The sequence below is a fragment of the Pseudarthrobacter sp. MOO13 genome (assembly GCF_058267655.1).
On sequence record NZ_CM177848.1, the window covers coordinates 4,019,964 to 4,035,250 of the forward strand.

The 15,287-nt window shown below is 62.0% G+C and carries 10 protein-coding genes; 3 read left to right on the plus strand and 7 right to left on the minus strand.

The annotated features are described in order from the left end of the window. The first annotated feature begins 63 nt into the window (after window positions 1-63). Entirely contained in the window at window positions 64-1,644 is a 1,581-nt protein-coding gene (locus AC4EEO_RS18470) for an aldehyde dehydrogenase (NADP(+)) (protein WP_491339455.1), read from the plus strand. Window positions 1,645-2,091: 447 nt separating this feature from the next. On the opposite strand, the gene AC4EEO_RS18475 is transcribed toward AC4EEO_RS18470, so the two are convergent. From AC4EEO_RS18475 to AC4EEO_RS18505, 7 genes are all read right to left on the minus strand, one after another. Next, the gene (locus AC4EEO_RS18475) at window positions 2,092-2,664 is read right to left on the minus strand and encodes a DUF6036 family nucleotidyltransferase (RefSeq protein ID WP_491339456.1); all 573 of its coding nucleotides are present in this window, start codon (window positions 2,662-2,664) and stop codon (window positions 2,092-2,094) included. Next, on the minus strand, window positions 2,651-3,193 hold the full coding sequence (locus tag AC4EEO_RS18480) for a hypothetical protein (protein ID WP_491339457.1): 543 nt from the start codon (window positions 3,191-3,193) through the stop codon (window positions 2,651-2,653). Before AC4EEO_RS18480 ends, AC4EEO_RS18475 begins: the two co-directional genes overlap by 14 nt. A 771-nt stretch (window positions 3,194-3,964) precedes the next feature. Then, window positions 3,965-5,050, minus strand: a complete 1,086-nt coding sequence (gene glpX / locus AC4EEO_RS18485; RefSeq protein WP_491339458.1) for a class II fructose-bisphosphatase — start codon at window positions 5,048-5,050, stop codon at window positions 3,965-3,967. Between the two features lie 86 nt (window positions 5,051-5,136). Further along, window positions 5,137-6,651, minus strand: coding sequence for a glycerol kinase GlpK (gene glpK, locus AC4EEO_RS18490; protein WP_491339459.1), 1,515 nt, complete (start codon window positions 6,649-6,651; stop codon window positions 5,137-5,139). Window positions 6,652-6,692: 41 nt separating this feature from the next. Further along, window positions 6,693-7,442, minus strand: coding sequence for an MIP/aquaporin family protein (locus tag AC4EEO_RS18495; protein WP_491339460.1), 750 nt, complete (start codon window positions 7,440-7,442; stop codon window positions 6,693-6,695). Between the two features lie 60 nt (window positions 7,443-7,502). Beyond that, window positions 7,503-9,278, minus strand: coding sequence for a glycerol-3-phosphate dehydrogenase/oxidase (locus AC4EEO_RS18500; protein ID WP_488316006.1), 1,776 nt, complete (start codon window positions 9,276-9,278; stop codon window positions 7,503-7,505). A gap of 635 nt (window positions 9,279-9,913) precedes the next feature. After that, the gene (locus AC4EEO_RS18505; RefSeq protein ID WP_491339461.1) at window positions 9,914-12,226 is read right to left on the minus strand and encodes a polysaccharide lyase 8 family protein; all 2,313 of its coding nucleotides are present in this window, start codon (window positions 12,224-12,226) and stop codon (window positions 9,914-9,916) included. A gap of 300 nt (window positions 12,227-12,526) precedes the next feature. On the opposite strand from AC4EEO_RS18505, the gene AC4EEO_RS18510 reads away from it, so the two are divergent. Continuing rightward, window positions 12,527-13,576 carry a LacI family DNA-binding transcriptional regulator gene (locus AC4EEO_RS18510; protein WP_488315336.1) on the plus strand — a complete coding sequence of 350 codons (1,050 nt, stop codon included), beginning with the start codon at window positions 12,527-12,529 and terminating at the stop codon, window positions 13,574-13,576. A 260-nt stretch (window positions 13,577-13,836) separates the two neighbouring features. Further along, entirely contained in the window at window positions 13,837-14,451 is a 615-nt protein-coding gene (locus tag AC4EEO_RS18515; protein ID WP_488315337.1) for a carbonic anhydrase, read from the plus strand. The last annotated feature ends 836 nt before the right edge of the window (window positions 14,452-15,287 follow it).

A 15,287-nucleotide genomic window follows, 5' to 3' on the forward strand; every position in this document is an offset into this window, starting at 1 on the left:
AAGAGACGCCAGCAACCCGGGCCTCTGCCCGCACCCCCTTCATTGTCTTCAGGAGACGTATCAATGACGCTTAACGGACATTCCCTCATCGGAGGGAAGACCACCGCCGGAACAGGCGGCACAACCTATGGGATTAACCCGGCCACCAACGAACAGCTCGAGCCGGCCTACTCACTGCTCACCGAGGACCAAGTCAAAGCCGCCACAGAAGCGGCCGCTGAGGCCTACCCTTCCTTCAGCACCCTGGATCCGGAAACACACGCCGCTTTCCTTGAAGCCATCGCGGACAACATCGAAGCCATAGGCGAGGAACTGATCACCCGCGCCAGTCAGGAAACGGGGCTTCCGGCAGCCCGGCTCCAGGGCGAACGGGCACGCACCACCGGCCAGCTGCGGCTGTTCGCAACCGTTGTCCGCACGGGTGACTTCCGCGGGGTGCGCATCGATCCTGCGATTCCAGACCGCACTCCCCTGCCCAGGGCAGACATCCGGCAGCGCCAGATTCCGCTGGGCCCCGTTGCAGTGTTCGGTGCCAGCAACTTCCCGTTCGCCTTTTCCACCGCCGGTGGTGACACCGCCTCAGCCCTGGCCGCCGGGTGCCCGGTGGTTTTTAAGGCTCACAACGCCCACCCCGGCACCGGTGAACTCGTGGGCCAAGCAGTCGTCAAGGCCGTCAAAGACTTCGGCCTGCATCCGGGCGTCTTTGCACTGGTTTACGGTCCCGGCGCCAGCATTGGTCAGGCCCTCGTCGCCGACCCGGCCATCAAGGCCGTCGGTTTTACCGGATCACAGGCGGCCGGCATCGCACTCATGAAGACCGCCGGAGCACGCCGCGAGCCCATCCCCGTCTACGCCGAAATGTCCTCGCTGAACCCGGTGTTCGTGTTCGAAGGCGCCCTTAAAGGCGATATCGACGCCCTGGCACAGCAGTACGTCACCGCTGTCACGGGCAGCTCAGGCCAGCTCTGCACCTCCCCCGGACTGCTCCTTGCCCCCGAAGGCGAGGCAGGGGACAAACTCGCTGCCGCCGTCGGTCGTGCTGTCTCCGCATGCTCCGGCCAGACGATGCTCACCGAAGGCATCGCCGGGTTCTGGAACGCAGGGACCGAAGCGCTCAGCGCCGCAACAGGGGTGAACCTGATTGGGAAGGGACTGGAAGGGGAAACTAGAAACGCCCCGGCGCCCACCATCTTTGGAACCCAGGTCCGCGACTTCGTGACCAACCACGTCCTGCACGAAGAGATCTTCGGCGCAGCGTCCCTGGTCATCCGCTACACCAGCACACAAGACCTGGTCGAAGCTATCAGCAGGCTGGAAGGTCAGCTCACCGCATCACTGCAACTCACGGAAGAGGACTACTCCACCGCGGCGCCCCTCATCCCCGCACTGGAGCAGAAGGTGGGTCGCATCATCATCAACGGCTGGCCCACCGGCGTCGAAGTCGGCCACGCGATGGTCCACGGTGGACCCTTCCCCGCCACCTCCGACTCCCGAACCACATCGGTTGGAACCCTCGCCATCAACCGCTTCCTGCGCCCCGTCGCCTACCAGAACATTCCGCAGGAACTCCTCCCGGCCCCACTGCAGGACGAAAACCCCTGGAAGGTCAACCGCCTCATCGACGGCCACCAGGAACAGAACTGAACCGGAAGCCTTCCGCTTCATCCTGAACTTCCGGTCCCGGGCACGCCTCCCGCAACGAGTCGCCCGGGGTCGGAAACCCAAGCGACGTAGGGGGCCGCTGATCCTATCCGGGAACGCTTGTCCTCTTGCGTTGTGCTCACGTACACCCCAACCTGACGTTGGAGCCGTCCGACATGGGAAGACTCGCCCCGTGCCCGGTGGATGGGTCTGACGCCCTGTGCCGGCAGAGCCGCAACAGGTGGCATCGCGCCGTTCGTCCCGAGTGGGTGTCATCATTTCCTGATGCTTTGGCCTGATTCGACCGTTCTCGAGCCGATGGACGTGCTTGCGTTGGTTGCGGACTGTCAGCTTGAGATCTGAGATGATCCGCAGCACCTGTCAGTACATCGATTCTGGACATTATTCTTACGCAATGCACCGCTTGAGGCGTCAGATATGCCCTTATTTTCAGCTCGTCAGGGCGGCTGCCCAGGCAATGGCGTTCCGTTGCCGGTAGTCCAGCACATCGATGTCCTGATCGCTCTGGACAAGGGCCAAGTCGATCGATGCCAGCCGCTGCTGCAGAACTACTGGGTCAATCAGCCGGGCGTCCACCAGTGCTCGAACGAACTCGAAGTCCTTTTCGCGGTGTGCCATGAGCTTCGCAACGCAAAGGTCATGGGGGTCCAGGCAGAGCCCTGTGGCGTTGTTTGTGGCTTCGCTGCGCACTCCGACCAGACGGTATTCCCAGTCGGGAGGCAGGATCGCGGTTCTTTTGCCGACCCCTTCGATGTAGAAGCCGTAGGTCGCATGGAGCTCCGACCACTCCCCCACGTCGAAGCTGAGCTGATCACTCAGGGCATCGGCGTCCGCATCACGCATCGGCGCGATGTCAATCTCCGGGGACATCGTGGCCTCGGCGGGCAGCTGATCCTCAGTGTAGGAACCGAGGATCGACTGGCTGCCGATGATGATGACCTGGTCATCTTTGATGATCTGCGTCGCGGCACGGATTGCGTGCTCGAGTTCATCCCTTCGCAAGTAACTGCGCCTTCTTCATCGCAACCAGCCTGTCCTCGGGGCTTAGTGCCCCGGCAAAGGGGCTGATCTGGCGCAGGTCCCTTCCCTCCTCGTCATCGGCCAGCATCGCCTTCTCCAGCTCGTCATCAGGCAAGCGAAGAAGTTCTTCCCACCGGTCCAGCCACCGCTCAGCGACAGCCGCCCGCGGAGTGCGACGCAGACGTTCAAGATTTTCCCGCGCGAGGCCCCGCAGCCGCGACGGATTCTCCCGCAACCTCATCCCCAGCATGACATGCAGTTCAAACGGGAACCGCTCCTCACGCCGCGCTTGCGGATGCCGTCCCTTGGCTGTGCGGATCGCGTCCTGGATCACCGAAGCACTGCTTCCCAACCGCTCGGCGATTCCCCGCACCGACAGGCCCGAGGCGTGAAGACCCAGAATGCACTCCTGCCGGCCACGGGCCAGGACCAGCATCCGCTGCCGGGCCACCTCCGACTCCTCAGCCAAAGCCCTGGCCTCTGCCGATAGCCGCGTGATCACATCATCCATACATGTATGGTACCCCCATACAGTCGCTTCCAGCTTTACGGAATCACCATTATCGGCCTTCGATCAGGGCAATCACCAAACGACAGAATCTCTCACCTGAGTGCCCGGGGTAGGAATCCTACACAGCGTCACCACTTAGCAAGCGGTTATTCGCAAAGTCGATCGGTGTGAATCTTTAGGCATGCCGCCCCGCCCTGCAAAAATGCAAGTTGTGTACGCCCGTACTAGACAGTAACTTTATGGAGGCGACTACCGCACCATCCCCCGTGTCTGAAGGCGCCAGCTGAAGACCCCGAGACGTCCCCCACGCCTCGGGGTCTTCCTGCTTATCCAGCCGGTTATGTCGTCGCTAGCATTGGTGCCGGCACACGCAGGTGCGCTTCCCGCCGGCAGGGGCGGCGTGCGGTCCTACCGCGTTATTTTGTTCATTCGGCGGGCGCCTTGGACCGTTCAGACTTTGAAAGTGGCATGCTTCAAAGTACTTTTGCCGAAGCAATAACGAACGTATCCCCACGTGCGGAGCAGCTAAATGGAAGACCCTCATGGATCGAGTCAACGGACGTAAGGGTCTTTCTCCGTCTCCCGTTGCAACTTCGGGGACGTAGGCCTCCCACAACGAACCGTGCTCCGGAAAGTGAATGAGGAAGGGCGCCACCATCGCGGCGAAGAAGAACATGAGCGCCACGATGATCACCGTTCACGCTAGCACGTCATGTCCACTCAAAATGGGAACGATTCAGATCCACGGCCGACCTCTGCGAGCAGAGACGGTCACGACGATTTCACCGTGTCATTCCACGGCAGTGAGGGTTGATTGCCTGGGCGCCTGCGGGCGTAGTTCTCCCACTTGCTGGCCTGGTGCTCGCCCTCCACGAAACGGATGGTTCCGGACTTGGAACGCATCACGAGGGACTGGGCCAGGACCTTGTCCTTGGAGTAGCGGACGCCCTTCAGAAGGTCACCGTCGGTAATGCCGGTGGCGGCGAAGTAGCAGTTGTCGCTGGAGACCAGGTCGTTGGTGGAAAGCACCCGTTCGAGATCGTGCCCGGCGTCGATGGCCTTCTGCTTCTCTTCGTCGCTGGTGGGGCACAGGCGGCCCTGGATGACGCCGCCAAGGGACTTGATGGCACAGGCCGCCACGATGCCCTCGGGGGTGCCGCCGATACCCATGAGCGCGTCCACGCCGGTGCCGGAGCGGGCCGCGGCAATGGCGCCGGCGACGTCGCCGTCCATGATGAATTTGGTGCGGGCACCGGCTTCGCGGATCTCCTCCACCAGCGGGCGGTGGCGGTCGCGGTCGAGGATCATGACGTTGAGCTGGTTGACCTTCACGCCCTTGGCCTTGGCGATCAGGTGCAGGTTCTGCTTGACCGGCAGGCGGAGGTCCACCATGTCTGCGGCTTCGGGGCCGGTGACGAGCTTTTCCATGTAGAACACGGCAGAGGGATCGAACATGGAGCCACGCTCGGCAACAGCCAGGACGGCCAGTGCGTTGTTGATGCCAAGGGCGGTCAGGCGGGTTCCGTCGATCGGGTCGACGGCGACGTCCACCTCGGGGCCGGTGCCGTCGCCAACGCGCTCACCGTTGAACAGCATGGGCGCTTCGTCCTTCTCGCCCTCGCCGATGACCACGACGCCGTTGAAGTGGACGGTCTGCAGGAAGGACCGCATGGCGTCGACGGCGGCGCCGTCGGCGGTGTTCTTGTCGCCGAAGCCGACCCAGTGGCCGCCGGCGATGGCCGCCGCTTCGGTGACGCGGACAAGTTCAAGGGCAAGGTTGCGGTCCGGCTCGTCGTGGCCCACAGCAAGGGACGGTGAGAGGGTTAGATAGCGGGATGGTTTGGAAGCGATGGGCAAAAGTTTCCTTCTTGAGCGTTAGGAGATGGGTGGCTGCCCTGGCTGGATCGGTAGGGCAGCCCCATGGGTTGCGTGGTCACGGGGCTTTAGCGAACGTCCTCGTCGACCCAATCCATGGATTTGGTGACTGCCTTCTTCCAGAGCCGCATCTGGCGTTCCTTTTCGACCTGGTCCATCTGCGGTTCCCAGCGCTTGTCCTCGGACCAGTTGGCCGAGCACTCGCCCAGGTCCTTCCAGAAGCCAACCGCCAGGCCTGCCGCGTAGGCAGCCCCCAGCGCCGTGGTCTCAATGACCTTCGGGCGGATCACCGGGACGCCAAGGATGTCCGCCTGGAACTGCATCAGGGCGTCATTGGCAACCATGCCGCCGTCGACCTTCAGCTCGCTCAGGGGCACGCCGGAGTCCGCGTTGACCGCGTCCAGCACCTCGCGGGTCTGGAACGCGGTGGCTTCCAGCGCTGCCCGGGCGATGTGGTTCTTGTTGACGAACCGGGTCAGGCCCACGATCGCGCCGCGGGCATCGGAGCGCCAGTACGGGGCGAACAGGCCGGAGAACGCCGGGACGATGTACACGCCGCCGTTGTCCTTGACCGACGCGGCAAGGGTTTCCACCTCGGGGGCGCTGCTGATCATGCCCAGGTTGTCACGCAGCCACTGGACCAGTGAACCGGTGACGGCGATGGACCCTTCCAGGGCATAGTGCGGCTTGGCGTCGCCCAGCTTGTAGCCCACCGTGGTGAGGAGCCCGTTCTTCGAGTGGACGATTTCCTCGCCCGTGTTGAAGATCAGGAAGCAGCCGGTGCCGTAGGTGTTCTTCGCTTCGCCGGCGTCAAAAGCGGCCTGGCCGAAGGTTGCGGCCTGCTGGTCGCCCAGGATGCCCGAAACCGGCGTCTCGCGGAGCAGCTGGGATCCGTGGACCTCGCCGTAGACCTCGGAGGAGGACTTGATCTCCGGCATCATGCTGCGGGGCACACCGAAGATGCCGAGGATCTCGTCGTCCCACTGCAGGGTGTCAAGATCCATGAACAGGGTGCGGGACGCGTTGGTGACCTCGGTGACGTGCACACCGCCGTCCACGCCGCCTGTCAGGTTCCACAGGACCCACGCGTCGGTGTTGCCGAACACCAGGTCCCCGGCCTCTGCCTTTTCGCGGGCGCCGTCAACGTTGTCCAGGATCCATTTGATCTTGGTGCCCGAGAAGTAGGTGGCCAGCGGCAGGCCCACCTTCTGTTTGAAGCGGTCTGCTCCGCCGTCCTTGGCCAGCTGGTCCACGATGTCCTGGGTGCGCGTGTCCTGCCACACGATGGCGTTGTACACCGGCTTGCCCGTGGTCTTGTCCCACACCACGGCGGTTTCGCGCTGGTTGGTGATGCCGACGGCGGCAATATCGTGCCGCGTCAGGTTCGCCTTGGAGAGAGCCGAGCCGATGACCTCGCGGGTGTTGGTCCAGATCTCCGAGGCGTCGTGCTCCACCCAGCCTGCCTGGGGGAAGATCTGTTCGTGTTCCATCTGGCCGGAGGAGACGATGGCGCCGCTGTGGTCGAAGATGATGGCGCGGGTGCTGGTGGTGCCCTGGTCAATGGCGATTACGTACTGGTTCATAATGACGTCCTTGTCTTGTTATTCGAACTGGGTGCCGGGGTTTAGGAAGCGGCGGTGACGATGATCGGAGCGATCCGGGCAACAACTCCGGCCAGGGCGCCGCCGACAAGCGGACCCACCACCGGAATCCAGGAGTAGCTCCAGTCACTGGAGCCCTTGCCCTTGATGGGAAGCACTGCGTGGGCGATGCGGGGTCCGAGGTCGCGGGCCGGGTTGATGGCGTAGCCGGTGGGCCCGCCAAGGGAAACACCGATGCCGACCACGAGCAGCGCGACGGCGAATGGGCCGAGCCCCGAGGGGGTACCACCGAGGGTGAGGATGACGAAGACCAGGACAAAAGTGCCGATGATCTCGGTGATCAGGTTCCATGGGGTGGACCGGATGGCAGGGCCGGTGGAAAAGGTCCCGAGCTTGCCGGCAGGCTCCGGCTCGTCATCGAAGTGCTGTTTGTAGGCCAGCCAGCAGACCACGGCGCCGAGGAACGCGCCCAGCAGCTCGCCTCCGAAGTAGGTCAGGGTGGAGGCGAAGTCGACGGCGACTCCCGGAGCGTATTCGGACTTGCCGTTGAGCAGCAGGCCGAGGGTCACGGCCGGATTCAGGTGGGCGCCGGACTTGGCAGCGACGAAGACGCCACAGAAGACAGCGATACCCCACCCCCATGTGACCATCAGGAATCCCCCGTTGTTGCCCTTCGTCCCCCGCAAAGCCACGTTGGCAACGACGCCGCAACCCAACAGCGTCAGCGTGGCCGTGCCGAAGAGTTCGGAGAGGAAGACTATTCCTAGAGACATCTTTGACTCCTTCTTTGTTATTGGTCCTATTCAGTGAGACAGCTGGGCTAGCGAGGCGTTTTAATCACGCCGGTAGGCTTGTTCAACCCTCTGGTTATCCGTTTCCACGCGATGAAAACGCTGCAGCACGTACTTCGCGTGCAGGATTTCTGCGTTCCGGTCTCCCGCAAGCCAACCAAGGGGGACGGAGAGCACCTCGGCCACTTCGTTGAGGAGGTCATCGGTAACCAGGCCGCGGAAGGCCAGGGAGGTGCGCCGGATGAAGACATCCACCAAGTGCCCCACTTGTTCGTTGGTCGCCATGAACTCCAGTTCCCGGACGCTGAGTTCCCGGGTGGACCGCAGGACGTGGTCGGGCTCGGCGTCGAGGTAGGCGATCACGGCTTCGGCGCGGGTCCCATAGCGGGTCAGCAGGCCGGCCGTCCGGTCTGCGTCGCGGCCGTCGGCCATGTGGGCCTTGATCCATTTCTGCACGCCTGCCTCGTCGGCTGGGAAGCCGGCGCCGCCGCCGATGGGGAGCTGCGCCGTCGAAAGCTTCCGCTGTACGCCGAGTTCGGTGAGGACCTCGTTGGTCAGGTGCTCTGAGAGGGCGCGGAAGGTGGTCCACTTGCCGCCCACCAGGCTCAGCACGAGTGCCCCGGTTCCGTTTGTTCCGGAGGCGCGGCGTTCGATGCGGTAGTCGCGGGAGACGAAGCCCGGCTGGGTGGCGTCATGGCTCGGCAGGGGGCGCACACCCGAGAACGTGTAGACGATGTCGTCAGGCGTGACGTCGATGGACGGGAACACGTGGCCGATGAGGTCGAAGAAGTACTGGATCTCCTCATCGGTGCAGATGGCGTCTTCCGACATGTCCGCATCAACGTCGGTGGTGCCCACCAGCACCCGGTCACCCATGGGGTAGATGAGGACAATCCGGCCGTCGGTGTGTTCAAAGAAGATTTCCCGCCCGCGGCAGGCGGCGAGGAGGCCCGGGTGGTCCAGGACGATGTGCGAACCCTTGGTGCCGCCCATGAAGGCCGACGCCGCGCCCATGGCCTCATTGGTCAGGTCCACCCACGCCCCGGTGGTGTTCACGATGATGTCAGCCGTGAAATCGAACTCTTCCCCGGTGAGTTCATCGCGGAGCCGGACGGTGCTCCCCCGGCCGGTCCGCGGGTTGGGGGTGGAAGACATGGACTGCAGCGAGAGGTAGTTGCTGGCGCGGGCCGTGTCACCCTGCGCGCTGGTGCCCCTCGCGTTACCGGCGCGGCCGGCCTTTTCGCCGTCCTGGAGGACGTCGAGGGTCAGCCGTTCAGGGTTGTGCACGGAGGCGTCGAAGTAGGTGGCCGTGTATTTGACGTCCGGTCGAAGGGCGGGAAGTTCCTGGAGGGCTGCCTTGTGGGTGCGGAACTGATGCCGGGGCACCGTGCCGCCGTCCCGGGAAAACGAATCGTAAAGGCTGAGGCCCGCCTTGATGAGGAACGCACCGCGCTCCTTGGGCTTGCCCTGCTGCTTGTGGGTGAGGAAGCGCAGCGGCGCGGAGAGGATACCGGAGAAGGTGCTGAAGATCGGGATGGTGGTCTGCAGCGGCTTGACGTAGTGCGGGGCGATTTTCAGCAGCCGGTTGCGCTCCACCACTGATTCGCGGACCAGGCGGAACTCGCCGTTTTCGAGGTACCGGATGCCGCCGTGGATCATGTGCGAAGACGCGCCGCTTGCGCCCTGGCAGTAGTCGCCGCGCTCCACCAGTGCAACGTCGACGCCCTGCAGGGCCAGGTCACGGAACGTGCCCACTCCGTTGATGCCGCCGCCCACCACCAGCACCTTCGCGTGCGGACGGCGCCGCAGGCTTTGAATGGAATTTCGTTCCGCCCCAACTCGTGCAGCCGTGAGCGATGGGGACGATGAATTATCGGGATTCAAAAGACTTCCTTGGCTTTGGGGACGCCAGCGAGGCGGCTGGCGGGGTCATCACCATTGTTCGAAGAGGCGGAAAATCGGGTCAAGCAATTTGCACAAACGTGCACGAACTGTTTTGTTCTTGCTGGGGAACCACTGGAGGGGGAGCTAGAAGGGCCTAATTGCAGGCACAAAACCGGAACAGCCGAGGTCCTACGGCTAAGCGTGCGCTGTGTCAGCCCGCAGTTAGGAGCACGCGCTTATCCCTGGGAGTACTTTCGGTAACAAGGGAACTCAGCGGCGGCGGCAAACGAATTGCGGGCTTGCTGGAGCCTAAATGAACGCCGCGTGCAAACAGAGCAGGCTGGAAACTACGGCCGGGCTGAATGATCATGACACCGTTCGCGAGCCAGCGATTTTCCAAATCCAAAACGTCCTCCCCGTTTCGGCCTCCTCTGATCGTCATGGCTATGAGGACCAGAGGAGGCGATTCGGGCTGGCTGACTCAGCAGAGAACGCCCCTGGCCGTTTCTTCAGCCGTCCTGCCCAACCGAAAGCTCTCTATCACTGACATCTTCTGATGATTCGTCCTGTTAGACAGCAAATCGGGCGACCAGGGACTTACCTGCTAGTCCGGATGCGTTAAACGAGATCTGGACATTGGGACTCAGCGCCACGACAGTGATGCCAGGGTCGGTTTGCAGGGTGCTGGTGGCCGGCCCGTCAATGGTTACCGTTACGGAACCGGTGACCTTTTGTGTGGGATCGGTGACGGCGATCGAGAGCTGCCCGTTTTTGCGTGTAGCGACGATGGATGCCCTGTTGTTGGACTGTATGCCCGCAGTCTTCGGGGGCGTAGGTGACCAGAAATTAATCATGGTGGTGCCGGTGCTCGAACGGGTGGCGGCCTGAACATCGTTATTGTTGGCAACCACCGCGATGTCGTTTGAGGACGCCATGCTTGAGGTTTGCGCTTGGGTTGCCGCAGGCAACTGAATGTAGGAGTAGGTGCTGTTGCTGGGGTTCACTCCATGATCTATCCACAGCGTGATGAATCGTCGGCTGTAAGTGGTCGTGTCATCATAGACGCCGCGGTTGTCCATGTCGGTCCACTTGCCTGTGCGATCTTCCCGCAACGCTTTAATCGATGTTCCCGAAGTAAACACGTAGCCGCCGACATTGGGAATCCAAACCCAGTTGGCAGTGAAGGAGCTCGGGGTTGGGCTTGGCGTAGTCAGCACCGAGGTTCCGTCCAGGATAGGAACGGTTGCGCCATTGGGGCCGATGTTACGGTTCTCAATTATGGTCTCCACGGTGTCGCCATCTGTGCTGCTGATGGCACCCCCGAGGCACACGATTGCGTCGTCCATGCAGAACCAGGATTTGCGCCCGCTCAGCGTCTGGGAGGCTGGTTTAAGTCCCATGCCAAGTGCGATATTCCCATCGAGTAAGGCGCCCCCCGCCCACGTATTGAGCGACGTGCGTGTAGCTGCTGGAGACAAGGGTGTTGTCCCGACGGTGGTGCCGGGAATGCGGTACTTGTTGGCCGTGGGCCAATATTGGTTGGCCCAGTGTGCGTTCTGACTGGAAAGGTTCAGGTAGACCGCCCCCTCTCCGGTGTACCAACCGAGACGATTCTCGCCACCGCTCTCGTAAGGCTTGATCACCGTGCTGTCCATTGCCACGGCGTAGGCGAATGTTGGCCGGCGGTGGACTGCTCTGGCCATCGATGTTGCCACGACACTCTGGGTTGATTCGGCCGCTGACGGAATGTTCGTGTCGGCTACGAAAGCTCGTCCCTTCACAATGGAGGGCAGCCGCACCTGTTCAATCGGGACACTGTCGTAGACAAAGAACGGAAGGAACTGGTCAGCGTTGATCCAACCCTTGCACTGCCCCCGAACGACCAGGGCTTGAGCGGCGGGAAATACGGACGCGAGCTGTAGCAGCGTGGCGATCGTTAGTCTCCCTACCCTGTGGTCGGTCTCGTAGAACCGCGAAATTCCTCTGCCCCGAGTCATGTCCATAAAGCCGCCCCCGAAAATCCAGGGGACATAGTTGTCCTGCACCCAGTCGTAGACCTCAGCAATCTGTGCAGCATTGAAAGCCCATGGCGTGCCCAAGGTAGCGACCATGGAGTACGTGAGGTACTGCAGAAGTGAGACGGCGTATCCCCCGTTGTAGGAGAAATACTGGTGTTGAATGAAGCCGCCGTCTGCATAGAACCCGTCGCCCGTCGAGACGTAAGGGAAGATTGCCGCGTAGGCCGTCATTGCACCAGAAATCGTTGCACTGTCCTCGCTGAGGGCACCGCGGACTATGGCTATCGAGCAGGCCCAGTTGCGGTTCGCTCCGGTGGAGGTGCTGCCTGCGGTGATAGTGGGTGTAGGGGCATACCGCTTGATAGCAGCCATCGCGGTAGCAACCAAGGTGGCTGAAAGATCCTCGTAGAGCAGGACGCAAAAGTCGTTGAGCGCCAGGGGAATGCCGATTTGGAAGTCCCACCAGTTGTCATACTGGTTGGTAACACCGTATTTGTTGCTCAGGAACCAATCGAGGGCCGAGGCGATGTCGGCCTTCAGCTGTGCGTTTTCGTAGAGGGAGGATCCCGGAGACTTCAACGCGAGAGCCAGCGTCCGAAGCCGGCCCATGTTGTTCCGTTGAATCGCTGAAATGCTACTGCTGTTGAGGTCGGCCCAAAGGTAGGTGCGGTTGGAAGCAGTCGACAAGGTGTCCCACAAGGACTGTGCTTCCGCCGCTGATGCCGTGACATATTGCTGGACCGTAGAGTCGGAAAGGTCGTAGGTCGAAACCAGGGTGGCGCGCCACTGTGTGCGGACCTGGTCAAAATCCGTGGCCGTCGCAGCCCGGGCTGGCGCCGTGAATAGCGCGCCGACTGCCAGCATGGGGACCGCGGCTGCACCCGCAAGTATCAGCGAGCGACGGGAAACGCCTGGATTAAGAGATGCGCCCCTCGAAAAGGCATCTGAGAACGGCAGTGAATTTGTAGGCGACATAGCGGTCCCTTTCATGATGAGGTGATGGCCAATGCGCCCAAGTACGCGATCAGCTCCCTATCCCCCGATCCTTTGATGCTCCACTGCCCGGCATTGAACCGTCAATAAGATAATACCTATTATCAGAGAGTACCGACTACGGCTCCTCTATGATGATTTGTATTATCAAGTGCTTGGAAAGGAACGCCGATGACGTCGAGCCAGGGGGGAAGAGTTACGCAGCGCAAGATTGCGGAACTCGCGGGGGTGAGTCAAGCGACTGTTTCGCTTGTGCTGAACGGCCGTACCGACAATGGTGTGCGCATACCGGAAGAGACACGGAAACGTGTCCTTGACGTCATCAAAGCGACGACTTATGTTGCCGATCCTGTTGCCCGCAGCTTGGTGGGCGGGATGAACAATCTTGTCGGGGTGTTCACCTACGAACATGCATTTCCCAGCGAAACTTCAGACTTCTATACACCCTTGCTGACCGGCATAGAGAGTGCAGCCGAGGCTTTAGGCCTGGACTTGTTGATGTTCACCAGCGCTCCGCTGGTTGAGGGACGCCGCCAGATATTCCATGAGAATAGTCGGCTCCGCCTGGCTGACGGATGCCTACTGCTGGGTCGGAAGATGGACAACGACGAGCTTGCCAGGCTGCGGGACAGCGGGTACAAGTTCGTTGCTATCGGCCGCCGGGATGTTGAAGGCATAGCCTATGTCGGGGTTGACTATGGCACGCCCACTCGCGAACTGGCTCGTCAAGCCATCGGGGCCGGCCATGCGGCTGCTTTCTACGCCAGGCTGTCTCTCGCTGGCGAATCTTCCCGTGACAGGCATGACGCCCTGACTGACGAACTGGCAGCTGCGGGTATTGCCCTGGCACAGGCAGAGACTACGGCGGTCGGTCTGGCTGAGGTGTGGCGGCGCGTGCGCGCAGAAGGGGCTACCATCCTCTTTGTTGAGGATCCCAAGGACGCAGAAGAGCTTTATGCCCTCGCTGCCGCCGATGACGTCTCCGTTCCTAAGGACCTGTCATTCGTGGTCCTGGGTGAGCGAGATCGTAAAGGCGGGCGGGGGGTTGATTTTACCTGTTTCAGCGCTCCGCGCACCGAGCTTGGGGCGCGCGCCGTAGCCCTTCTCGATCACATACTCAAAGGGGTGCAGGGGCCGACGTTGTCTACCAGGCAGCTGCTGGAGTGCAGGGTGCTTCCGGGAAGAACCCTCGGCGTGCCATCGGTGCGGAGCTACCGGTGAATGCAGGTATGGGCCATTGTTGAGATCATCCCAGCCGGCGCTGCATCCCCGCCCCGGCCACGGAGGTGGATGTTGCTGGTCAGGAGATTTTCGTGGACTCTCGAGTGCATGCGTGGCTGACGCCAGTTGTCAGCAGCACCGTTGTCCTCTCCGGCGCGGACGCAGCTGGCCGAAGTCGCACGTCGTAACCTCCCCTAAAGTCTGCCTGCCCGGCCGTCACAGTTCCCTTTCCGCCCCCGGTGCACCTATATGTAATATGCATGGCTACTAACCTCACCCCTGCACTGGCATGGCGCCGACTGCGCGAAGGCAACGAACGTTTCGTCAACGGCGAGTCCTGCCACCCGAACCAGGATGCCTCACGGCGCTCCTCGTTGGTGGAGACCCAGAATCCGTTCGCCGTGATCTTCGGCTGCTCCGACTCCCGGCTTGCAGCCGAAATCATCTTCGACGTCGGCCTCGGCGACGTCTTCGTGGTCCGCACCGCCGGACAGGTAATTGACGACGCCGTCCTGGGCTCGCTCGAATACAGCGTCGCCGTGCTGGGGGTGCCGCTGATCGTAGTGCTTGGACATGACAACTGTGGCGCCGTCACGGCAACCAAAGACTCCGTTAACACCGGCCAGATGCCGGCAGGATTCATCCGCGACCTCGTCGAACGCATCACCCCCTCCGTCCTGACCTCCCTGCGGAACAACCAGCCCGAGGTCAACGACATGGTGGTGGAGAACGTCAAGCAGATGTCCCATCGCCTCGCGGACAGTTCGCGTGTGATTTCGGACGCAATTGAAAACGGCCGCGCCGCGGTGATCGGCCTCTCCTACCGCCTGGCAGAGGGCCGCACCGACCTTGTGTCCGGAATCGGCGAGCTCTAGAAGCACCCTGCCGGCGGTCCCCCGGGCCGCCGGCAGCAGACCAGATCGCCATGCGCTAGCCCATGCCGAACGCGTCCGGTCGTGGGCGAGGGGCAGAAGGGCTACCGTTTTCTCTGTTGAGGATCAAGGAGGGTTTATGCCCGCGCTGTCGCTGATGGCAGGGGCGGTGACTGAGCCTGTCATCCGCAGTCCGGGGTCAGCGGGAGTGTAAAAGGTCGGGTGGGTGTGCTTCCACATGCCTCAACGCTCCGCGCATCGAGCTTCGCGTGCGTTGTAGTCCTTCTCGATCAAATACTCAATGGGGCGCATGGTCATGAGCTGGTTACCAGACAGCTGCTCGAGTCGCTGTCCTTCCTGGAAGAACCCTCAGTGTGCCGTCGGTCAGGAGTTTCGGTGAATGCCGACGCGGAGCCGCCGTTTGCGACGACCGCTCGCCATTTTGCTACTGCACCCCTCGGGGAATAGCACAACCACACATGTGAGATTGCAGCAAACTTTTGGTGGGCCCGACTACCGGGACGGCTGACGCCAGTTGTCAGCATCAGGAGCGAAGCGTCAAACTTGTGGCGCACTCCGAGCGACGCTCCGAATTTCCTCTAGCGCTATCCGGAGAAGTTGCCGCTGCAGCTGGGGAAGCGTGGCGCGACCCCGGAGGTGGCACTCGAGGACACCATCCCTGGCGTTTCCTCCGATACCTACATAGTGCAGCCATAGCTGATGAGACTGGATGCAATCTTCCATCACCCCGTCGTTGAGGCAGCGGATTTTATCCAATTCGTTGGGGGGTAATCTCATTTACTCATCGCCCCGTAAGGGGAAAGGCGATCACGCCCCCT